This window comes from Streptomyces sp. NPDC087787 (assembly GCF_044743035.1).
Lineage (GTDB): Bacteria > Actinomycetota > Actinomycetes > Streptomycetales > Streptomycetaceae > Streptomyces.
The window spans coordinates 342,662-363,563 of record NZ_JBIUVQ010000005.1 but is presented as its reverse complement, the minus strand read 5'-3'; the positions used below and the strand labels follow the sequence as shown (position 1 = coordinate 363,563).

Below are 20,902 nucleotides of genomic sequence, written 5' to 3'. Positions count from 1 at the left end.
CGCGAGCATGCCCTGCGCGGGCATATCGGGTGTCGGGCCCGGGCATACGCGCCCAATGCCCCGCGTTCCCGTCGCAGACCCGAACCGCCCGCACCCCCTCCGAGGCATACGAAGGGCCATGCACGCCGCCACGCTGAAGGCGGCGCACACAGTCGCCCCCCGCCGCCGATCGCCGCGCCCAGGTCCGGCGCTGTCACTGGCGCACGAACCGCGCCCCTGGGCGCGCGCCGCCGGACTGGTGGCCGTCGTCCTGGCCGGCGCCTGGCTGGGGCTGCTCGTCGTCGGCAACGTACGGGCCCCCGTCGGCCCCATGAACACCACGATGACCCTGCGCCCCTCCCTGAGCGGCGGCACGAAGATCAACGTCTCGCCCCTCGGCTCCCTGGAACTGGACAGCCACATCGCCCCGGTCCGCCTCGACGTGAACGTCGACCAGCTCGACCCGGCCCGCTCCCAGGCCCTGGTCGACCACCCGGAACGCTTCTCCGGCCTCCAGGACGACGTGGCGCACGACGTCGAGCACGGCACCGTCGACCTGGCCGTACGGTCCTGCGTGGCGGTCGTCGCCGGTGCCACCGCGCTCGGCCTGGCGGTCTACCGCCGCCCGCGCCGCGCCCTGGCGGCCGGCGGCCTCGCCCTGACCCTGCTCGCCGCGTCCGGGGCGACGGCGTACGCCACCTGGAACCCCAAGTCGGTGCTGGAACCGAAGTTCTCCGGACTGCTGTCCTCGGCGCCCTCCGTGGTCGGCAACGCGCGCAGCATCGTCACCGAGTTCGACGTCTACCAGCAGGAGCTGGCGCGCCTGGTGACGAACGTGACGAAGCTCTACGACGTCACCTCCACCCTCCCCGCCTACCAGCCGGACCCGATGACCATCCGGGTCCTGCACGTCTCCGACATCCACCTCAACCCGGCGAGCTGGAAGATCATCGCTTCGCTGGTGGAGCAGTACAAGGTGGACGTGATCGTCGACTCCGGCGACACGATGGACCACGGCACCGCGGCGGAGAACGGCTTCCTGGACCCGATCAAGAACCTGGGCGTCCCCTACGTGTGGGTGCGCGGCAACCACGACTCGAAGGTCACCCAGCGGTATCTGGAGCGGATGAGGAACGTGCACGTCCTGGACGACGGCCGCGCCGAGACCGTCGCCGGACTGCGCTTCGCCGGGACCGGCGACCCCCAGTTCACGCCCGACCGCTCCGGCGCGCCGGGCGCCGACGCGTCCGAGGAACTGGCCGGCGCCCGTCTCGGCTCGGCCCTGCGCGACCAGCGGACCAAGGGCACCCCGGTCGACATCGCCGTCGCCCATGAACCGTCCGCGGCCCGCGAGACGGACGGCACCGTGCCGCTGGTGCTCTGCGGCCACCTCCATCACGAGGGGACGGAGGTCCTCAGGTACGGCACGCGGCTGCGCATGGAGGGATCCACGGGCGGCAGCGGGCTGCGCGCGGTCGAGGGGAAGTACCCGGCCCCTATCGAGGCGTCGATCCTCTACCTCGACCGGGACAGCCGCCGCCTCCAGGCCTGGGACGCGATCAAGCTGGGCGGCCTGGGCCGGACGACGGCAGAGGTCAGCCGCCACCTGCCCGAGGAGAACAAGCCGGGCGCCACTCCCACCCCGTCCGGCCCCACCCCGTCGCCCCCCTCCCCCTCCGGCTCGTAAACGGTTTTGGCGATACCCCCGGCCATCCCCTATGCTTTTCACGTCCCCGACGCGCTGAGAAGCGCCCAGGCGGGCCGATAGCCCTCATCGTCTAGCGGCCTAGGACGCCGCCCTTTCAAGGCGGTAGCACGGGTTCGAATCCCGTTGGGGGCACGCAGTACGGTGTGCGACACTTACGTTCGTTGGTTCGCACACAACCATGGTCCTGTGGAGCAGTTTGGAGTGCTCGCCACCCTGTCAAGGTGGAGGCCGCGGGTTCAAATCCCGTCAGGACCGCTGAGGTTTCACGTGAAACCTCAATGGCTGGGTAGCTCAGTTGGTACGAGCGATCGCCTGAAAAGCGATAGGTCGCCGGTTCGACCCCGGCCCCAGCCACCAGAGAAGGATCCCGCCCGGTGGGCGGGATCCTTTTTGTTCGCGTGGACTTTGTCCGCGGGGGCGGTGACGCCGGCCGAGTGCGCACGCGCGAACCGGCGGCCAACGCACGGACCGGGGGGCCGCCCTCGGCGGCCCGCGGCCCGCGAGCTAAAGCGTTCGCCAGGAAAATCCCGGGGATGAGATCCTGGGTCCCGTATGTCTACGCATCCCGCCCCCGCCCTCGGCGCCCTCGCCTCCCGGCTGAACGAGTTGTCGCTGCGCGACGCGCACCGGCTCGGCCGCAGGCTCGAAGGTGCGCGCAAGATTCGCAAGCCGGAGGCGCGTGCCGCCGTCCTCGCCGAGATCGAGGGCGAAGTCGGGAACGCCGAGGAGCGCATGTCCGCCCGGCGTTCCCGGGTGCCGGCGATCAGCTATCCCGAGCAGTTGCCGGTCAGCCAGAAGAAGGACGCGATCGCCGACGCGATCCGTGCTCACCAGGTCGTCATCGTCGCCGGTGAGACGGGGTCCGGGAAGACCACGCAGATCCCGAAGATCTGCATGGAGCTCGGCCGGGGCGTGCGCGGCATGATCGGGCACACCCAGCCCCGCCGGATCGCCGCCCGTACCGTCGCCGAGCGTGTGGCTCAGGAACTGGACACCCCGCTCGGTGAGGCCGTCGGGTGGAAGGTGCGGTTCACCGACCAGGTGGATCCCGGTGCCACGTTCGTCAAGCTGATGACGGACGGCATCCTGCTCGCGGAGATCCAGACCGACCGCGAGCTGCGGGCCTACGACACGATCATCATCGACGAGGCCCACGAGCGGTCCCTCAACATCGACTTCCTGCTGGGCTACCTCGCTCAGCTGCTGCCGCGGCGGCCGGACCTCAAGGTCGTCATCACCTCGGCGACCATCGATCCCGAGCGCTTCTCACGGCACTTCGGGGACGCCCCGATCATCGAGGTCAGCGGGCGGACGTATCCGGTGGAGGTGCGCTACCGGCCACTGCTGGAGGACGACTCCGACGACGCCGACCGGGATCAGATCACCGCGATCACGGACGCGGTCGAGGAGCTGATGACCGAGGGGCAGGGGGACATCCTCGTCTTCCTCTCCGGGGAGCGGGAGATCCGCGACACGGCCGACGCGCTCAACAAGAAGAACTACCGGTTCACGGAGGTGCTGCCGCTGTACGCGCGGCTGTCGCACGCCGAGCAGCACCGGGTCTTCCAGCCGCACTCCGGCCGCAGGATCGTCCTGGCGACCAACGTCGCCGAGACCTCGCTGACCGTTCCCGGCATCAAGTACGTGATCGACCCCGGCTTCGCCCGGATCTCCCGGTACAGCCACCGCACCAAGGTGCAGCGGCTGCCGATCGAGCCGGTCTCGCAGGCCAGCGCCAACCAGCGCAAGGGCCGCTGCGGGCGTACGTCCGACGGCATCTGCATCCGGCTCTACAGCGAGGACGACTTCCTCACCCGCCCGGAGTTCACGGACGCGGAGATCCTGCGGACCAACCTCGCCTCGGTCATCCTCCAGATGACCGCGGCCGGTCTCGGCGACATCGAGAAGTTCCCGTTCATCGACCCGCCGGACCACCGCAACATCCGTGACGGCGTGCAGCTGCTCCAGGAGCTGGGCGCGCTGGACCCGGCGCAGAAGGACCCCCGCAAGCGGCTCACGGAGACCGGCCGCAAGCTCGCCCAGCTGCCGGTCGACCCGCGCCTGGCCCGGATGGTGCTGGAGGCGGACCGCAACGGCTGCGTCCGCGAGGTCATGGTGATCGCGGCCGCGCTGTCCATCCAGGACCCGCGTGAGCGTCCCGCCGAGAAGCAGACCCAGGCCGATCAGCAGCACGCCCGCTTCCGGGACGAGACCAGCGACTTCATCGCCTACCTCAACCTGTGGCGCTACCTCCGCGAGCAGCAGCGGGAGCGGGGCTCCTCGTCGTTCCGGCGCATGTGCAAGCAGGAGTTCCTGAACTTCCTGCGTATTCGCGAATGGCAGGACATCTACAGCCAGTTGCGCACGGTCGCCAAGCAGATGGGGATCGAGCTCAACGACCAGGACGCGCCCGCCGACCGGATCCACGTCTCGCTGCTGGCCGGCCTGCTGTCGCACATCGGCATGAAGGACGTGAAGGAGTCCAAGGACTCCGGGCCGGGCGCGCGCAAGGACGGCGGCCGGAACGAGTACCTGGGCGCCCGCAGCGCCAAGTTCGCGATCTTCCCCGGCTCGGCGCTGTTCAAGAAGCCGCCGCGCTTCGTGATGTCCGCCGAACTCGTGGAGACGTCCCGGCTGTGGGCCCGCGTCAACGCGAGGATCGAGCCGGAGTGGGTCGAGCCGCTCGCCGGGCATCTGCTGAAGCGGACGTACAGCGAACCGCACTGGGAGAAGGACCAGGCGGCGGTGGTGGCGTACGAGAAGGTGACGCTGTACGGCGTTCCGATCGTCGCCCAGCGCAAGGTGAACTACGGGCGGATCGACGCGGAGCTCAGCCGGGAGCTGTTCATCCGCAACGCGCTGGTCGAGGGCGACTGGCGTACGCACCACAAGTTCTTCGCCGACAACCGCAAGCTCCTCAGCGAGGTGGAGGAGCTGGAGCACCGGGCCCGGCGCCGGGACATCGTCGTGGACGACGAGACGCTGTTCGACTTCTACGACCAGCGGGTCCCCGAACACGTGGTGTCCGGTGCGCACTTCGACTCCTGGTGGAAGCGCAAGCGGCACGAGCAGCCGGACTTCCTGGACTTCGAGCGGGAGATGCTCATCCGGGAGTCGGCGGAGGCGGTCACCAAGGCCGACTATCCGGACTCCTGGCGGCAGGGGAACCTCAAGTTCCGGGTGACGTACCAGTTCGAGCCGGGCGCGGACGCGGACGGCGTGACCGTCCACATCCCGTTGCAGGTGCTGAACCAGGTGACCGACGAGGGCTTCGACTGGCAGATCCCGGGGCTGCGCGAGGAGGTCGTCACCGAGCTGATCCGCTCGCTGCCCAAGCCGATCCGCCGCAACTACGTGCCGGCGCCGAACTACGCGAAGGCGTTCCTGGAGTCGGCGGTGCCGTTGCAGGAGCCGCTGACGACCACGATGGCGCGTGAGCTGAAGCGCATGGTCGGTGTGCCCTTCGAGGCCGAGGACTTCGACTGGTCCCGGGTCCCCGACCATCTGAAGGTCACGTTCCGGATCGTCGACGAGCGGCGCCGCAAGCTGGCCGAGGACAAGGACCTCCAGGCGCTGCAACTGAAGCTGAAGCCCAGGGCACGCAAGGCCCTGTCCCAGGCCGCGGCGGCGACCGCGGAGCGGCAGGGCGGGGAGTCCCTGGAGCGCAAGGGCCTGACCGACTGGACCATCGGCACGCTGACCCCGGTCTTCGAGACGCGCCGGGCCGGCCAGCCGGTGAAGGCCTACCCGGCGCTCGTCGACGACGGCGACACGGTGTCCGTGCGGCTCTTCGACACCGAGGCCGAGCAGGCCGAGGCGATGTGGCGGGGCACGCGGCGGCTGATCCTGCGCAACATCCCGGTCAACCCGGCGAAGTTCGCGTCCGAAAAGCTGAGCAACCAGCAGAAGCTCGCTCTCTCGGCGAACCCGCACGGCTCGATCCAGGCGCTGTTCGACGACTGTGCGACGGCGGCGGCGGACCGGCTGATCGCGGACTTCGGCGGACCGGTCTGGGACGAGGAGTCGTATCGGAAGCTGTACGACAAGGTGCGTGCCGAGATCGTGGACACGACCGTGCGCACGGTGGGTCAGGTGCAGCAGGTGCTGGCCGCCTGGCAGGCCTGTGAGCGCCGTCTGAAGGCCGTACGCAGCCCCACGCTGCTGCCGAACCTGGCGGACCTGCGGGCTCAGCTGGACGGCCTGGTGAAGCCCGGTTTCGTGACGGCGTCCGGGGTACGGCGTCTGCCGGACCTGATGCGCTACCTGGTGGCCGCCGACCGCCGCCTCCAGCAGATGCCGACGAACGTCCAGCGGGACACCACGCGCATGGAGAAGGTCCATGAGATGCGGGACGAGTACGCGTGGCTGCTGGAGCAGATGCCGCAGGGCCGGCCGGTGCCGTCCTCGGTCCTGGACATCCGCTGGATGATCGAGGAGCTCCGGGTGAGCTACTTCGCACACGCGCTGGGCACGGCGTACCCGGTCTCCGACAAGCGGATCGTGAAGGCGATCGACGCGGCCGCCCCGTGACGACCCATGCGCACTAAGTGAGTTCGACCCCGGGCTCCCGCTCCTGTACAGTCTCTTTTCGCAGCGCAACGCACGAATGGCGCCGCGAAATCTGGTCCTGTGGAGCAGTTTGGAGTGCTCGCCACCCTGTCAAGGTGGAGGCCGCGGGTTCAAATCCCGTCAGGACCGCTTCTGTCAAGAGGGCCCGTACCCCCCGAGGGGGTGCGGGCCCTCTTGCCGTGTGCTCACGCGTCCGGTCCGCGCGGCCGCTTCCGGAACATCGCAGGGGCGCCGGGGCGCCCTGTGGCCCGCCGCCGTCTCTTGACGGCGTCACATTCCCTCGGTACCCAGGGAACAGGCCCCGCTCCCCGCGGTCCACTGGAGGTGGCGTATGGCGGCATCGGCCAGGCACGAGACGCGGGCGCTGCTCCGCGCACATCTCGCGGCGGCCTCGTCGTACCGCCATCTCACCCGCCGCTGCGCCGTCTGTCATCAACTGCTGCGCCTGGAGATGGCCGGCGCCCCACGGACGGCCTCCGGCGCGCCTGGCGAGGCCGTGGAGGACGACAGCACCCCGACGGCGTGAGCCGGTCCGTGACGCGCGTCGGATCCCGAACTCCCTTGTGGGCATGGGGCGATGGAACCGGATCTTCCATTAGCGCAGAGACCCGGTCGGCAACAAGCGCCTCGGCGTGTGACGGGTGTCACCGAATGAGTTTCTGAAAGTGCGGTATTTACTCCCGCCCTACACAGGGTCAATTTAATATGTGCAATTGCACTGCCCTGCGCGTTGCTCCACAGATGATCCGCCGAGCCTCCCCAGACTCCGACAAGCCCGCTCACAGAGCCACCCCGCGGGCCCGGAAGGCACACAAAAAAGATCGCGCTGGACCCGGCGGAGTCCAGCGCGATCGACGACGCACCCTTGTTCACTTGCCTGCGGAGCTCTGACGGCTTGGGCGTGGGGCCTGTTGGGGCAGGACCCGTGTCGCTTGGAGCTGCGGTTCCGGACGCCTCGACCAGTGGGGGGACCAGCCGGTTCGTCCGGTTATTCGGTTGTTCAGGCCTCGCTGCGCTGCTGCGGAATGCCCGCGAGCAGTGCGCGGACCTCGGCCTCGCGGTAGCGGCGGTGCCCGCCGAGCGTGCGGATCGACGTGAGCTTGCCGGCCTTCGCCCAGCGCGTGACCGTCTTCGGGTCGACGCGGAACATGGTGGCGACCTCAGCCGGGGTCAGCAGCGGCTCGGCATCAGGGGTGCGAGCGGTCATGAGCGGCCTCCTCGGGAGAACCGAACCTTCTCGGTTCTTTCCTCTAAATTCTGCACCTTGACCCGCGTTGCCCGAAATGGCGGACGCGAGTCGAGTCGGTTATAGGACGAACGGCTTGTCCTCGGCACTACAACTACACCATCTGTCCAGCCGCGTCGGCCAAACCGATGGAATTGCCCTCCCAGGTGTTCATCAGCGACGGAAGCCGATGGACCATGCCATAGCGGACAGTCACGCCACTGTGACGATCAGTCACAGCGCGATCAGGAGGCACCAGACCCCCCAAAGAGTGCAATGCGGAGATTCCGCCCGAAGTGGAGCAGAGTTGGGCGGAAGGAGTCCTCCCCGGACTCCTTGTCCTATTTTGGCACGAGGAGTGGCAAGCGGCGCAAGGGTCGGGTAAGTGCCGTCCGTCACCCTTGACGTAAACGCCCGGATCAGAACCTACGTCCCGTCAGCTCCCGGAAACGCCCTCGACGGTACGCCGTTCGCGACCCCGTTCCGCCGTGATCTGCGTCACCTCGGACGTCGCTCCTGGCGGGCCGTCAGTTCGCGGACCGCCGGTCGCGCACCGCCCGCCAGCGCTCCACCAGCCGCCCGTACGCCTCCCCCGCGGCCGCCCCGTCGCCCTGACGCAGCGCCTCGATCCCCTCGGCCACGTCGGCCGCCGAGTGGTCGCCCTCCAGCTCACCGGCCGGCAGCGCGTGCACCAGGCCGCCGTAGTCGAGCTCCACCAGCGAGCGCGGGTGGAACTCCTCCAGCCAGCGTCCGACGTCCACCAGGCCGTCGATCATCGGCCCCTCGTCGACGGCGTCCTTGAGGGCCCGCAGCCCGCGCGCCACCCGCCGCCTCGCCTGCACCATCGGCGTCCGGTAGCGCAGCACCGGCACGTCGCCCCCGAAGCCGGCGGGACCCCCGGAGCCCTTGACGTACTCGCGTTCCTCGTCGGAGACCAGCACGAACCAGTTCAGCGGCACCTGCCAGGTCGCGGTGCGGATCCAGGGGCGGGCATCGGGGTTGTCGGCCAGCCAGCGCTCGTAGTCCTGGGTGGCCTGGTGGCGCACCAGCGGCGGCAGCACCGCGTCCAGCACGGCGGCCGGGAACTCCTCGGCGAGGCCGCCCAGGGCCTGCCAGCCGCGCAGCCGGGTGCGCCAGGGGCAGACGCAGACCACCCCTTCGACGTCGAGCACGAACGCGTCCGGACTCTCGTGCACCGGGACCGGCACCGGCGGGGTGGGCAGCAGGTCGGCCAGCGAGCGGCGCAGTTCGTCCTGGTAGGAGGGGCGGTCGGGGCGCCGGGCATAGCGCGCCCAGTGGCTGCGCTCCGGCTCCGGGAAGGCGGCCAGCGGCTCGTACACGCGCAAGTAGGTCGCGTACGGAACGACCACGGAGGACACCTTGGGCACGCCTGCTCCCTCCCCACCGGACCGGACCCGAAACCCGCCCGGCCCGCACCCGGGTGGACGGAAAACCACTGCAAATCGTCCCACGCCCGAGTGGCGGCGTACTCCGGGGGAGGGTGATCGGGACCACCAGGGTCATGGATGGCGGGGGCAGGGTCTAATCTCCTGCTGAGCGGCCCACCGGCCGCCGCCCACCACCCCTCCCGCCACCCCCGCCACCACAACGTGCGGAGGTCCTCGGAGGGTCCGTCCCCGCTCGCCGCTACTTACCCGGGAGTCACCACCGTGACCGACGTGACCAACGGCGTCCTGCACACCCTGTTCCACTCGGAGCAGGGGGGCCATGAGCAGGTCGTGCTCTGTCAGGACCGCGCCAGCGGCCTCAAGGCCGTCATCGCCATCCACTCCACCGCCCTGGGCCCCGCGCTCGGCGGCACGCGCTTCTACCCGTACGCGAACGAGGAGCAGGCCGTCGCCGACGCGCTGAACCTCGCGCGCGGCATGTCGTACAAGAACGCCATGGCCGGCCTCCGCCACGGCGGCGGCAAGGCCGTGATCATCGGTGACCCGGAGCAGATCAAGACCGAGGAACTGCTGCTCGCCTACGGGCGGTTCGTCGCCTCGCTCGGCGGGCGCTACGTCACCGCCTGCGACGTCGGCACGTACGTGGCCGACATGGACGTCGTGGCACGCGAGTGCCGGTGGACCACCGGCCGCTCGCCCGAGAACGGCGGCGCCGGCGACTCCTCGGTGCTGACCTCCTTCGGTGTCTACCAGGGCATGCGCGCCTCCGCCCAGCACCTGTGGGGCGACCCGACGCTGCGCGACCGCAAGGTCGGCATCGCGGGCGTCGGCAAGGTCGGGCACCACCTCGTCGAGCACCTGCTCAAGGAGGGCGCCCAGGTCGTCATCACGGATGTCCGGCAGGACGCCGTGCAGCGGATCGTCGACAAGCACCCCGCCGTTCAGGTGGCGGCCGACACCGACGCGCTGATCCGCACCGAGGGGCTGGACATCTACGCCCCCTGCGCGCTCGGCGGCGCTCTGAACGACGACACCGTGCCGGCGCTGACCGCCAAGGTCGTGTGCGGCGCGGCCAACAACCAGCTCGCCCACCCAGGTGTCGAGAAGGATCTGGCCGACCGCTCGATCCTCTACGCGCCGGACTACGTGGTGAACGCCGGCGGTGTGATCCAGGTCGCCGACGAGCTGAACGGCTTCGACTTCGACCGGTGCAAGGCGAAGGCGTCGGAGATCTTCGACACCACGCTCGCCATATTCGCACGTGCGAAGGAGGACGGGATTCCGCCGGCCGCCGCGGCCGACCGGATCGCCGAGCAGCGGATGTCGGAAGCCCGGAACGACCGGAACGCCCGGACCGCCGGCTGACGGCACGGCGGACGTCGCACGTCCGTGCGGTACCTGCCGGTGGACGGTTGGAGAGAACTCTCACTTCCACCGGCGGGTCGTCCGCGGATAAGTGGTTAAAATCGCCACTGACCAGCAAGGACAGGCTTCCTCGACGGTCCTGTGCACACGCGCGTCCGGTGGGCGACGTACCGTATGGGCGCGGGCTCAGGTACCGTGGAAGCCCTACGGACCGGTCTCTCCACGGAGAGCCCGTTCCGGATCATGAACGCGTGTCAGACTCTGGGGCCGTTGAGCCCCGTCGTTGAGGGGGTCGAGCCATGGGGCGCGGCCGGGCCAAGGCCAAGCAGACGAAGGTCGCCCGCCAGCTGAAGTACAACAGCGGTGGGACGGATCTCTCACGCCTGGCCGAGGAGCTGGGCGCATCGACGTCGAATCAGTCGCCGAACGGCGACCGCTTCGAGGACGATGAGCAGGACGACGACCTGTACTCACGGTACGCCGAGTTGTACGAGGACGACGGCGAGGACGAGGACGACAACTCCTCGCGGCAGCACCGCCGCGGCGCATAGCGCCCGCGGCGGCTCAGCCGTATCCGGCGTGCCGTAGGCATCGCACCTCACCCGGTCCGGGGCTCACGCACCGGACCGGGTTTCGTGCGCCCGCTGACGGCCACCGACGCCCACCGGGCATCGGCGGCCGGAGCGTGCCGGTCGCGGGAACTCACTCGTGGTCCCCCACCAGGGCCGCGCCCGTGGTGTGCGCGCCGCGGTCGGTGATCTCGCCGGCCACCCAGGCGTCGAGACCTCGGTCGGCCAGGGTGGCGAGGGCCACGTCGACCGACTCCTCGGGCACGATCGCGATCATGCCCACGCCCATGTTGAGGGTCTTCTCCAGCTCCAGCCGCTCGACGTCGCCGGTCCTGGCGACCAGGTCGAAGACGGGGGCCGGGGTCCAGGTGGCGCGGTCGACCACGGCGTGCAGCCCGTCCGGGATCACCCGGGCCAGGTTGGCGGCGAGCCCGCCACCGGTGACGTGGCTGAAGGCGTGCACCTCGGTGGTGCGGATCAGGGCCAGGCAGTCCAGCGAGTAGATCCTGGTCGGCTCCAGCAGCTCCTCGCCGAGGGTGCGGCCGAGGTCTTCGACATGCGCCTCCAGCGGCAGCCCGGCCCGGTCCAGCAGGACATGCCTGACCAGGGAGTACCCGTTGGAGTGAAGCCCGGAGGACGCCATGGCGATCACCGCGTCACCCTTGCGGATGCGATCCGGGCCGAGCAGCCGGTCCGCCTCCACGACGCCCGTGCCCGCGCCGGCGACGTCGAAGTCGTCCTCACCGAGCAGTCCCGGGTGTTCGGCGGTCTCGCCGCCGATCAGCGCGCAGCCGGCCAGGACGCAGCCCTCGGCGATGCCCTTGACGATGGCGGCGACCCGCTCGGGGTGGACCTTGCCGACGCAGATGTAGTCGGTCATGAACAGCGGCTCGGCACCGCACACCACGATGTCGTCCATGACCATGGCGACCAGGTCGTGGCCGATGGTGTCGTACACGCCGAGCCGGCGGGCGATGTCGACCTTGGTGCCGACGCCGTCCGTGGCGGAGGCGAGCAGCGGGCGCTCGTAGTGCTTGAGGGCGGAGGCGTCGAAGAGGCCGGCGAAGCCGCCGAGGCCACCGAGCACCTCGGGACGGCGGGTCTTCTTCACCCACTCCTTCATGAGCTCTACGGCGCGGTCGCCCGCCTCGATGTCGACGCCGGCGCTCGCGTAGCTGGCGCCAGTGGTCTCGGAAGACATGACCTTGGGAACCTCTATGTCGTCTTGCGTGCTTATGGGCGGCGGATCGCGTCGGTCGCGGCCGTGGCGGCCGGACCTGCGGCCAGCTCGGACTCCAGCAGCTGCTTGCCGAGCAGCTCGGGGTCGGGCAGTTCCATCGGGTACTCGCCGTCGAAGCAGGCGCGGCACAGGTTCGGCTTGGCGATGGTGGTCGCCTCGATCATGCCGTCGATGGAGATGTACGCCAGCGAGTCGGCGCCCAGCGAGGTGCCGATCTCGTCGACGCTCATGCCGTTGGCGATGAGTTCGGCCCGGGTGGCGAAGTCGATGCCGAAGAAGCAGGGCCACTTCACCGGCGGCGAGGAGATCCGGATGTGCACCTCGGCGGCGCCGGCCTCGCGGAGCATCCGTACCAGGGCCCGCTGGGTGTTGCCGCGCACGATCGAGTCGTCGACGACGACCAGGCGCTTGCCCTTGATCACTTCCTTCAGCGGGTTCAGCTTCAGGCGGATACCGAGCTGGCGGATGGTCTGCGAGGGCTGGATGAAGGTCCGGCCGACGTAGGCGTTCTTCACCAGGCCGCTGCCGAAGGGGATGCCGGAGGCCTCCGCGTAGCCGACGGCGGCGGGGGTGCCGGACTCCGGGGTCGCTATGACGAGGTCGGCCTCGACGGGGGCCTCCTTCGCCAGGCGGCGGCCCATCTCGACCCGGGAGAGGTAGACGTTCCGGCCTGCGATGTCGGTGTCCGGGCGGGCCAGGTACACGTACTCGAAGACACAGCCCTTGGGCTTCGCTTCCGCGAATCGGGAGGAGCGCAGACCGTTCTCGTCGATGGCGACGAACTCGCCGGGCTCGATCTCGCGGACGAAGCTGGCGCCGGTGATGTCCAGCGCGGCGGTCTCCGAGGCGACGACCCAGCCGCGCTCCAGCCGGCCCAGGACCAGCGGGCGGATGCCCTGCGGGTCACGGGCGGCGTAGAGGGTGTGCTCGTCCATGAAGACGAGGCTGAAGGCGCCCTTGACCTGCGGGAGGACGGCGTGGGCCGCCTCCTCGATGGTCAGCGGCTTGCCGTCGGCGTCGACCTGGGCGGCCAGCAGGGCCGTGAGCAGGTCGGTGTCGTTGGTGGCCGCGACGCGGGCGGAGCGCCCGTTGTTGTCCTTCGGCAGGTCGGCGACCAGCTCGGCGAGCCGGGCGGTGTTGACCAGGTTGCCGTTGTGCCCGAGGGCGATCGACCCGTGCGCGGTGGCCCGGAACGTCGGCTGGGCGTTCTCCCACACGGAGGCGCCGGTGGTCGAGTAGCGGGCGTGTCCGACCGCGATGTGACCCTGGAGAGAACCGAGCGAGGTCTCGTCGAAGACCTGGGAGACCAGTCCCATGTCCTTGAAGACGAGGATCTGGGAGCCGTTGCTGACCGCGATGCCCGCGGATTCCTGGCCCCGATGCTGGAGGGCGTACAGCCCGAAGTACGTGAGTTTCGCGACCTCTTCACCCGGGGCCCAGACTCCGAAGACGCCGCACGCGTCCTGGGGGCCCTTCTCGCCGGGGAGCAGGTCGTGGTTGAGTCGTCCGTCACCACGTGGCACGGTTCCGAGTGTAGGCGAGGTCGACCACTGGTCCGAATTGGGGGATGCGCGCAGGTCCGGGGCCGCTTTCCCCGCCGTCTCGCGCGCGCCGTCAGCGTTTGGGCAGGTCAGGGCGCTGTGTCGATCATCCGTCCGTCGGGTGGGGTACCGCCGGGAAGGCGCCGCGGACTTTTCCTGGCGGAGATGAGTGAGGTGTCGCACACCATCGGGGCCGTGGATGCCGCGGAAAGCGGGTTCAGGCCAGGAGCGGCAGCAGCCCGCCGAGATCGGCGCGCTCCCCGCTCGCGCTGACCTGGGCGGCCGCCACGGCGTCCCGCCACGCCAGCCGGCCGGCGGCCAGCCTGACCCAGGTCAGCGGGTCGGTCTCGACGACGTTGGGCGGGGTGCCGCGGGTGTGCCGGGGGCCTTCCACGCACTGCACGACGGCGTACGGCGGGATGCGCACCTCGGTCGATCCGCCGGGCGCACGGGCGGCGAGCGCGTCGGCGAGCAGCCGGGTGGCGGCGGCCAGCGCCTGACGCTCGTAAGGGATGTCCAGGCCCGGCACGGCGGCGTTCAGGTCGTCGGTGTGGACGACGAGCTCGACGGTGCGGGTGACGACGTAGTCGGCCAGCGGCAGGGCGCCCGCACTGGTGCCGAGCAGCCTGGTGCCGGGGTGCGCGGCGAGAGCGGCCGTGAAGTCCCGCTCGGCGGCGTCGAGACAGGCGCCGAGGTCCGGGTTCCGCTCGGCGAGTTCGCGGGCGTGGGCGGCGATGGCGGGGGCGTCGGCGCCGATGGCCGACGGCCAGTCGAGCAGGGCGCCGTCCTGCCGGGCCGGCTCGGGTTCCCCGAGCAGCCGGCCGACGGCCGACAGCGCCATGCCGACGTGGGCGGCCAGATCCCGCACGGTCCAGTCCCCGAGCCGCGTGGGCAGCGCGAGTTGCTCGGCGGTCAGCACCCGCACGGCATCGCGCACATGCCCGAACTGCGCCAGCACGGCACCACGGGTCCTGTCGGGGTCGTAGGTCCGGGACCGGGCGCGCTTCTTGACCGGGCTCATGCCGGCGAGCCTATGCCTTCACGGCGGCGCGGCCGTCCCGGCCGTGACCGGCGGCCGAGACCGTGGGGGAACGCGCGGGCAGGCCCCGCCCTGAACCGGGCGGGGCCTGCCCGCGTACGTCGACGGGGCTTACGCCAGCAGCGCCGGGATCGTTCCCTCGTGGGACTCGCGCAGGGTGGCGAGGGGGAGTTCGAACTCGCCCTGGAGCTCGATCGTGTCGCCGTCGATGACGCCGATGCGGGTGGCGGGCAGGGCCCGGGCACCGCACATGTCGTTGAAGCGGACCTCCTCGGAGCGCGGCACCGCCACGATGGCGCGGCCGGCCGACTCCGAGAAGAGGAAGGTGAACGCGTCCAGGCCGTCGGGTACGACCAGACGCGCGCCCTTGCCGCCCAGCAGGGCGGACTCCACGACCGCCTGGACGAGGCCGCCGTCGGACAGGTCGTGCGCTGAGTCGATCATGCCGTCGCGGGAGGCGGAGATCAGGATCTCGGCCAGCAGGCGCTCACGCTCCAGGTCGACCTTCGGGGGCAGGCCGCCGAGGTGGTCGTGGACCACCTGCGACCAGGCCGAGCCGCCGAACTCCTCGCGGGTGTCGCCGAGGAGGTACAGGAGCTGGCCCTCCTCCTGGAAGGCGACCGGGGTGCGGCGGGCGACGTCGTCGATCACGCCGAGGACGGCGACCACCGGGGTCGGGTGGATGGCGGCCTCGCCCGTCTGGTTGTAGAGCGAGACGTTGCCGCCGGTCACCGGGGTGCCCAGCTGCTTGCAGCCGTCCGCCAGACCGCGCACGGCCTCCGCGAACTGCCACATGACCGCCGGGTCCTCGGGCGAGCCGAAGTTCAGGCAGTCGGAGACCGCCAGCGGCTTCGCACCCGTGGTGGCGACGTTGCGGTACGCCTCCGCGAGTGCGAGCTGCGCGCCCGTGTACGGGTCGAGCTTGGCGTAGCGGCCGTTGCCGTCGGTGGCGAGGGCGACGCCGAGGCCGGTCTCCTCGTCGATCCGGATCATGCCGGAGTCCTCGGGCATGGCCAGCACGGTGTTGCCCTGCACGAAGTGGTCGTACTGCTGGGTGATCCACTTCTTGGACGCCTGGTTCGGGGACGCCACCAGCTTCAGGACCTGGTCCTTCAGCTCGTCGGACGTCCGCGGACGCGGCAGCTTGTTCGCGTCGTCGGCCTGGAGGGCGTCCTGCCACTGGGGGCGCGCGTACGGGCGCTCGTAGACCGGGCCCTCGTGGGCGACCGTGCGCGGGTCGACGTCGACGATCTTGCCGCCGTGCCAGTAGATCTCCAGCCGGTCGCCGTCGGTCACCTCACCGATGACGGTGGCGATGACGTCCCACTTCTCGCAGATCTCCAGGAAGCGGTCGACCTTCTCCGGTTCGACGACCGCGCACATGCGCTCCTGCGACTCGCTCATGAGGATCTCCTCGGGCGAGAGCGTGGAGTCGCGCAGCGGGACGTCGTCCAGGATGACGCGCATGCCGCCGGAGCCGTTGGAGGCCAGTTCGCTCGTCGCGCAGGACAGGCCGGCCGCGCCGAGGTCCTGGATGCCGACGACCAGCTTCTCGGCGAAGGCCTCCAGGGTGCACTCGATGAGCAGCTTCTCCTGGAAGGGGTCGCCGACCTGGACCGCCGGGCGCTTGGAGGGCTTCGCGTCGTCGAAGGTCTCCGAGGCGAGGATCGACGCGCCGCCGATGCCGTCGCCGCCCGTGCGGGCCCCGTACAGGATGACCTTGTTGCCCGTGCCCGAGGCCTTGGCCAGGTGGATGTCCTCGTGCCGCATCACGCCGATGCAGCCCGCGTTGACCAGCGGGTTGCCCTGATAGCAGGCGTCGAAGACGACCTCGCCGCCGATGTTGGGCAGGCCCAGGCAGTTGCCGTAGCCGCCGATGCCCGCCACCACGCCGGGGAGCACCCGCTTGGTGTCGGGGTGGTCGGCGGCGCCGAAGCGCAGCGGGTCGACGACGGCGACCGGACGCGCGCCCATCGCGATGATGTCGCGCACGATGCCACCGACGCCCGTGGCCGCGCCCTGGTAGGGCTCGACGTAGGAGGGGTGGTTGTGCGACTCGACCTTGAAGGTGACCGCGTAGCCCTGGCCGACGTCCACCACACCGGCGTTCTCGCCGATGCCGACGAGCAGGGCGTCGCTCTCGGGGGCCTTCTCGCCGAACTGGCGCAGGTGCACCTTGGAGGACTTGTACGAGCAGTGCTCGGACCACATCACGGAGTACATGGCGAGCTCGGCGCCGGTCGGGCGGCGGCCGAGGATCTCCACGACGCGCTCGTACTCGTCCTTCTTCAGGCCGAGTTCGGCCCAGGGCAGCTCGACGTCGGGGGTCGCGGCCGCGTGCTCGACCGTGTCCAGAGGCGTCCTGCTCATGCGGTGACCAGCTTCTTGAGGATCGAGGTGAAGAACGGGAGGCCGTCGGTGCGGCCGGTGCCGATCAGCGGCTCGGTGGCGTGCTCGGGATGCGGCATGAGGCCCACGACGTTGCCGGCCTCGTTGGTGATGCCGGCGATGTCCCGCAGCGAGCCGTTCGGGTTGACGTCGAGGTAGCGGAAGGCGACGCGGCCCTCGGCCTCCAGCTTGTCCAGCGTGTACGCGTCGGCGACGTACCGCCCGTCCATGTTCTTCAGCGGGATGTCGATCTCCTGGCCGGCGGTGTAGTCGCTGGTCCAGGCCGTCGACGCGTTCTCCACCCGCAGCTTCTGGTCGCGGCAGATGAAGTGCAGGTGGTCGTTGCCGAGCATCGCGCCCGGGAGGAGATGGGCCTCGGTGAGCACCTGGAAGCCGTTGCAGATGCCGAGCACCGGCAGTCCGGCCCGTGCCTGCTCGATGACGGTCCCCATCACCGGCGAGAAGCGCGAGATGGCGCCGGCCCGCAGGTAGTCGCCGTAGGAGAAACCGCCGGGCAGGACGACCGCGTCGACCTGTTTGAGGTCCTTGTCCTTGTGCCAGAGGGCGACCGGTTCGGCGCCGGCGAGGCTGATCGCCCGCTGGGTGTCACGGTCGTCCAGGCTGCCCGGGAAAGTGACGACGCCAATACGAGCGGTCACTTCGCGGCCCCCGCGACTACGTCATCGGACTCGACCTTGACGGTGAAGTCCTCGATCACGGTGTTGGCGAGGAAGGATTCGGCAAGATCGTGAATGCGGGCGAGCGCGGCCTCGTCGACGGGCCCGTCCACTTCCAGTTCGAATCGCTTTCCCTGACGGACGTCGGAGATGCCTTCGAAACCCAGCCGCGGCAGTGCGCGCTGCACCGCCTGGCCCTGGGGGTCGAGGATCTCCGGCTTGAGCATGACGTCGACTACGACGCGTGCCACTGGCACTCCCGGTGTGTGGTGCTGAGCAGGTTCCTTCAGACTACCCGCACAAAATTTCTACGCGAGTAGACTCGTAGGAATCTACGTGACGCCCGTCACGCCCCCACACCGATGGGCGGTCGCCGTGAAAAGTTCTGGGAAAGTTCGGGTTCGGACCCTGATCCGGTATTGCGCCGGGACACGCGGACAGATTTAGTCGGGCTTCCCCTTGCAATGCCCGGCACTGTACAAATGAATTGGCAACAGCCGATACTTTTCCCGATAACAGGCGGACAGTCGGCATCTTTGAACATCTCCGCACGTCATGCACGGCATGGCGGACCAGATGGACCGCAGAGGTGCCGCACGAAGGGACCGATATTCGTGGCGCAGCGTGTCGTGGTCACTCTCTTTGACGACATCGACGGCTCGGAAGCGGCGGAAACGATCGCCTTCGGACTGGACGGCAGGTTCTACGAGATCGACCTGAACCAAGCCAATGCCAAGAAACTGCGTAAGGCGCTCGCACCGTACGTGGAAGCCGGCCGCAAGCGGTCGAAGTCGGGCAAGACGTACCGGCAGACGGAGGTCGCTCCCGATCCCGCCGCCGTCCGTGCCTGGGCGCAGGCCCACAAAATGGACGTGCCGGCGCGCGGCCGCATCCCCAAGAAGGTCTACGAGGCGTTCAGCGCGGCTCAGTGACGGGTCGCTGCCGGGGGCGCCCTGCCGTGAACCAGGGCCCGTCAGCGGGCCCTGGGGGCAACCGACTTGCGCAACCCCCCTGTTGATCAGCTAATGTCTGGAGCACGCCGAGGGGCGAGGCCGGAAGGCCGAGGCCCACGGAGTCCATGCGGGTGTAGTTCAGTAGTAGAACATCCCCCTTCCAGGGGGAAGGCGCAGTGTGCAATTCCTGTCACCCGCTCTGCACCGCCGGTCCGGACCACTGATGTGGATCAGGTAGGCTGGTGCTCGCGCCGATCGGTGGGAGCCGGTCGGAGGCAATGCGGACGTAGCTCAGTTGGTAGAGCGCAACCTTGCCAAGGTTGAGGTCGCGAGTTCGAGCCTCGTCGTCCGCTCGGGAAAAAGGCCCCGGTCCATCGGACCGGGGCCTTTTCGTTGTTCTCTCTCCTGCGTCCGCTCTGACATTTGTCATGCGAGGTGATGACACCGCGCACTGCTGCGGCACCCCGGCCGCCGGGACGCTGGATCCATGGACGCGGACGAGCATGTGATTGAGGTGACCGGCCTCCACCGGGTGTACGCGGGCGGATTCGAGGCGGTGCGCGGAATCTCCTTCCACGTGGACCGGGGGGAGATCTTCGCGCTCCTGGGCACCAACGGCGCCGGAAAGACCTCGACGGTCGAACTCCTGGAGGGGCTGGCGTCACCGGCCTCGGGACACGTGAGGGTGCTCGGGCACGACCCGTACGCGGAGCGGGCGCTGGTACGGCCGCGCACCGGTGTGATGCTCCAGGAGGGCGGCTTCCCCTCCGAGCTGACCGTCGCCGAGACCGCGCGGATGTGGGCGGGCTGCGTCAGCGGGGCCCGCCCGCCCGGTGAGGCGCTCGAACAGGTCGGTCTCGGGCGGCGCACGGACGTACGGGTCAAGCAGCTCTCCGGCGGTGAACGGCGCCGCCTGGACCTGGCGCTCGCGCTGCTCGGCGGGCCGGAGGTGCTGTTCCTGGACGAGCCGACGACCGGGCTGGACGCCGAAGGGCGCCGGGACACCTGGGAGTTGGTGCGGGCGCTGCGCGACCGCGGCACCACCGTGCTGCTCACCACGCACTACCTGGAGGAGGCCGAAGGGCTCGCCGACCGGATCGCGATCCTCCACGAGGGACGCATCGCGACCGCCGGTACCCCGGCCGAGGTGACCGCCGCGCAGCCGTCCCGGATCTCCTTCGACCTGCCCGCGGGGTACTTCCCCGGCGACCTGCCCCCGCTCGCCGGACTGGGCGTGTGCGACCACGAGGTGGACGGCCGCACCGTACGGCTGCGCACCCGCGAACTCCAGCGGACCGCCACGGAACTTCTGCTGTGGGCACACCGGGCCGGGATCGAACTGACCGGGCTGGATGTCCGGTCGGCCTCGCTGGAGGAGGCGTTCCTCGGCATCGCGCGGGACGCCGCCGCGCCGCGGACGAAGGAGTACGCCGCATGAGCACCGCCGTCACCACCCCCGCCGGCCGGATGGCCGCGCTCGCGCGCGTCGAGCTGCTTCTGCTGGCCCGCAACCGGAGTGCTCTGGTGGCGGGCGTGCTCCTGCCGCTGGTGCTGCCCTTCATCATCCGGTCGGCGACCGCGCAGATGAACCTGGAGGACGCCGGGCTGACCGTCGGGCTGGTCATCCTGCCGACCGCGATCGGCTTCTCCCTGCTGTTCGCCGTGTACTCCACCCTGGTCGGCGTGTTCGTCGCCCGGCGTGAAGAACTGGTCCTCAAGCGGCTGCGCACGGGCGAGCTGCGGGACACCGAGATCCTCGCCGGGGCCGCGCTGCCGGCCGTCGCCACCGGCCTCGTCCAGTGCCTGCTGCTGACCGGCGCCTGCACCGCGCTGCTTCACGTCCCCGCCCCGCGCTCGCCCCATCTGGCAGTCGTCGGGCTGCTGTTGGGCCTCCTGCTCGGCGTGCTGCTGGCGGCCGTCACCGCGGGCTTCACCCGGACCACCGAGAGCTCCCAGGTCACCTCGCTCCCGCTGCTGCTGGTCTCGATGATCGGCTCCGGGCTGACCGTGCCCCTGGAACTGCTTCCCGAGCGGCTCGCCCGGTGGTGCGAGCTGCTGCCGCTGACCCCGGTGACCATGCTGGTCCGCGGCGGCTGGACCGGAGACCTGAGCGGCTACGACGCCCTGCGGGCCGTGGGTATCGCGCTGGCCTGGATCGCGCTCGCGGTGTTTGCTGTACGGCGCCGGTTCCGCTGGGAGCCGAGGCGCTGAGAGACGGCGCGGAGAGAACGGGAAGAGGT

General features: G+C 70.1%; 16 protein-coding genes and 6 tRNA genes. 14 read left to right on the top strand and 8 right to left on the bottom strand.

The window, feature by feature from the left end; translation table 11 throughout:
• Positions 1-55 precede the first annotated feature (55 nt).
• The 7 genes from ACIOWN_RS11380 (at position 56) to ACIOWN_RS11350 (ending at position 6,782) form a co-directional block, all read left to right on the top strand.
• Positions 56-1,666: a metallophosphoesterase gene (locus ACIOWN_RS11380; protein WP_401981690.1), complete on the top strand. Its 1,611-nt coding sequence runs from the start codon at positions 56-58 to the stop codon at positions 1,664-1,666.
• 80 nt (positions 1,667-1,746) lie between these two features.
• Positions 1,747-1,819: transfer RNA gene (locus ACIOWN_RS11375), tRNA-Glu, on the top strand.
• A gap of 48 nt (positions 1,820-1,867) precedes the next feature.
• A tRNA-Asp gene (locus ACIOWN_RS11370) sits at positions 1,868-1,942 on the top strand.
• Between the two features lie 25 nt (positions 1,943-1,967).
• A tRNA-Phe gene (locus ACIOWN_RS11365) sits at positions 1,968-2,044 on the top strand.
• A 195-nt stretch (positions 2,045-2,239) separates the two neighbouring features.
• A complete protein-coding gene (gene hrpA / locus ACIOWN_RS11360; RefSeq protein ID WP_362356126.1) occupies positions 2,240-6,217 on the top strand; it encodes an ATP-dependent RNA helicase HrpA in 3,978 nt (1,325 codons plus the stop codon).
• A gap of 93 nt (positions 6,218-6,310) precedes the next feature.
• Positions 6,311-6,385, top strand: a tRNA-Asp gene (locus tag ACIOWN_RS11355).
• 202 nt (positions 6,386-6,587) lie between these two features.
• Positions 6,588-6,782 carry a DUF6274 family protein gene (locus ACIOWN_RS11350; protein WP_362356124.1) on the top strand — a complete coding sequence of 65 codons (195 nt, stop codon included), beginning with the start codon at positions 6,588-6,590 and terminating at the stop codon, positions 6,780-6,782.
• Between the two features lie 474 nt (positions 6,783-7,256).
• Here ACIOWN_RS11350 and bldC read toward each other — a convergent pair whose 3' ends face one another.
• Both bldC and ACIOWN_RS11340 read right to left on the bottom strand, forming a co-directional pair.
• Complete coding sequence (gene bldC / locus ACIOWN_RS11345) at positions 7,257-7,463, bottom strand: developmental transcriptional regulator BldC (RefSeq protein WP_003949541.1); 207 nt, start codon at positions 7,461-7,463, stop codon at positions 7,257-7,259.
• A gap of 545 nt (positions 7,464-8,008) precedes the next feature.
• Positions 8,009-8,869 carry a hypothetical protein gene (locus tag ACIOWN_RS11340; protein WP_401981685.1) on the bottom strand — a complete coding sequence of 287 codons (861 nt, stop codon included), beginning with the start codon at positions 8,867-8,869 and terminating at the stop codon, positions 8,009-8,011.
• Between the two features lie 282 nt (positions 8,870-9,151).
• Between ACIOWN_RS11340 and ACIOWN_RS11335 the strand changes: the two genes are divergently transcribed.
• Together ACIOWN_RS11335 and ACIOWN_RS11330 are read left to right on the top strand one after the other, a co-directional pair.
• On the top strand, positions 9,152-10,255 hold the full coding sequence (locus ACIOWN_RS11335) for an amino acid dehydrogenase (RefSeq protein ID WP_362356120.1): 1,104 nt from the start codon (positions 9,152-9,154) through the stop codon (positions 10,253-10,255).
• A gap of 299 nt (positions 10,256-10,554) precedes the next feature.
• The gene (locus ACIOWN_RS11330; protein ID WP_362356118.1) at positions 10,555-10,806 is read left to right on the top strand and encodes a DUF3073 domain-containing protein; all 252 of its coding nucleotides are present in this window, start codon (positions 10,555-10,557) and stop codon (positions 10,804-10,806) included.
• Between the two features lie 151 nt (positions 10,807-10,957).
• Here the strand turns inward: ACIOWN_RS11330 and purM are convergent, their stop codons facing one another.
• From purM to purS, 6 genes are all read right to left on the bottom strand, one after another.
• On the bottom strand, positions 10,958-12,025 hold the full coding sequence (purM, locus tag ACIOWN_RS11325; protein WP_362356116.1) for a phosphoribosylformylglycinamidine cyclo-ligase: 1,068 nt from the start codon (positions 12,023-12,025) through the stop codon (positions 10,958-10,960).
• Between the two features lie 32 nt (positions 12,026-12,057).
• A complete protein-coding gene (purF, locus tag ACIOWN_RS11320; protein ID WP_362356114.1) occupies positions 12,058-13,587 on the bottom strand; it encodes an amidophosphoribosyltransferase in 1,530 nt (509 codons plus the stop codon).
• A 235-nt stretch (positions 13,588-13,822) separates the two neighbouring features.
• Entirely contained in the window at positions 13,823-14,626 is an 804-nt protein-coding gene (locus ACIOWN_RS11315) for a sterol carrier family protein (protein ID WP_362356112.1), read from the bottom strand.
• Positions 14,627-14,755: 129 nt separating this feature from the next.
• Positions 14,756-17,014, bottom strand: a complete 2,259-nt coding sequence (gene purL, locus ACIOWN_RS11310) for a phosphoribosylformylglycinamidine synthase subunit PurL (protein WP_362356110.1) — start codon at positions 17,012-17,014, stop codon at positions 14,756-14,758.
• On the bottom strand, positions 17,011-17,691 hold the full coding sequence (purQ, locus tag ACIOWN_RS11305; protein ID WP_401981677.1) for a phosphoribosylformylglycinamidine synthase subunit PurQ: 681 nt from the start codon (positions 17,689-17,691) through the stop codon (positions 17,011-17,013). The genes purL and purQ overlap by 4 nt, the downstream gene beginning before the upstream one ends.
• Positions 17,688-17,960: a phosphoribosylformylglycinamidine synthase subunit PurS gene (gene purS / locus ACIOWN_RS11300; protein ID WP_190176121.1), complete on the bottom strand. Its 273-nt coding sequence runs from the start codon at positions 17,958-17,960 to the stop codon at positions 17,688-17,690. Before purS ends, purQ begins: the two co-directional genes overlap by 4 nt.
• A 363-nt stretch (positions 17,961-18,323) precedes the next feature.
• Here purS and ACIOWN_RS11295 point away from each other — a divergent pair, with 363 nt between their 5' ends.
• From ACIOWN_RS11295 to ACIOWN_RS11275, 5 genes are all read left to right on the top strand, one after another.
• The gene (locus ACIOWN_RS11295; protein WP_100570386.1) at positions 18,324-18,641 is read left to right on the top strand and encodes an Lsr2 family protein; all 318 of its coding nucleotides are present in this window, start codon (positions 18,324-18,326) and stop codon (positions 18,639-18,641) included.
• Between the two features lie 148 nt (positions 18,642-18,789).
• Positions 18,790-18,861, top strand: a tRNA-Gly gene (locus tag ACIOWN_RS11290).
• Positions 18,862-18,942: 81 nt separating this feature from the next.
• Positions 18,943-19,015: transfer RNA gene (locus tag ACIOWN_RS11285), tRNA-Gly, on the top strand.
• Positions 19,016-19,149: 134 nt separating this feature from the next.
• On the top strand, positions 19,150-20,100 hold the full coding sequence (locus tag ACIOWN_RS11280; RefSeq protein WP_362356105.1) for an ABC transporter ATP-binding protein: 951 nt from the start codon (positions 19,150-19,152) through the stop codon (positions 20,098-20,100).
• A complete protein-coding gene (locus tag ACIOWN_RS11275) occupies positions 20,097-20,873 on the top strand; it encodes an ABC transporter permease (protein ID WP_362356103.1) in 777 nt (258 codons plus the stop codon). Before ACIOWN_RS11280 ends, ACIOWN_RS11275 begins: the two co-directional genes overlap by 4 nt.
• The last annotated feature ends 29 nt before the right edge of the window (positions 20,874-20,902 follow it).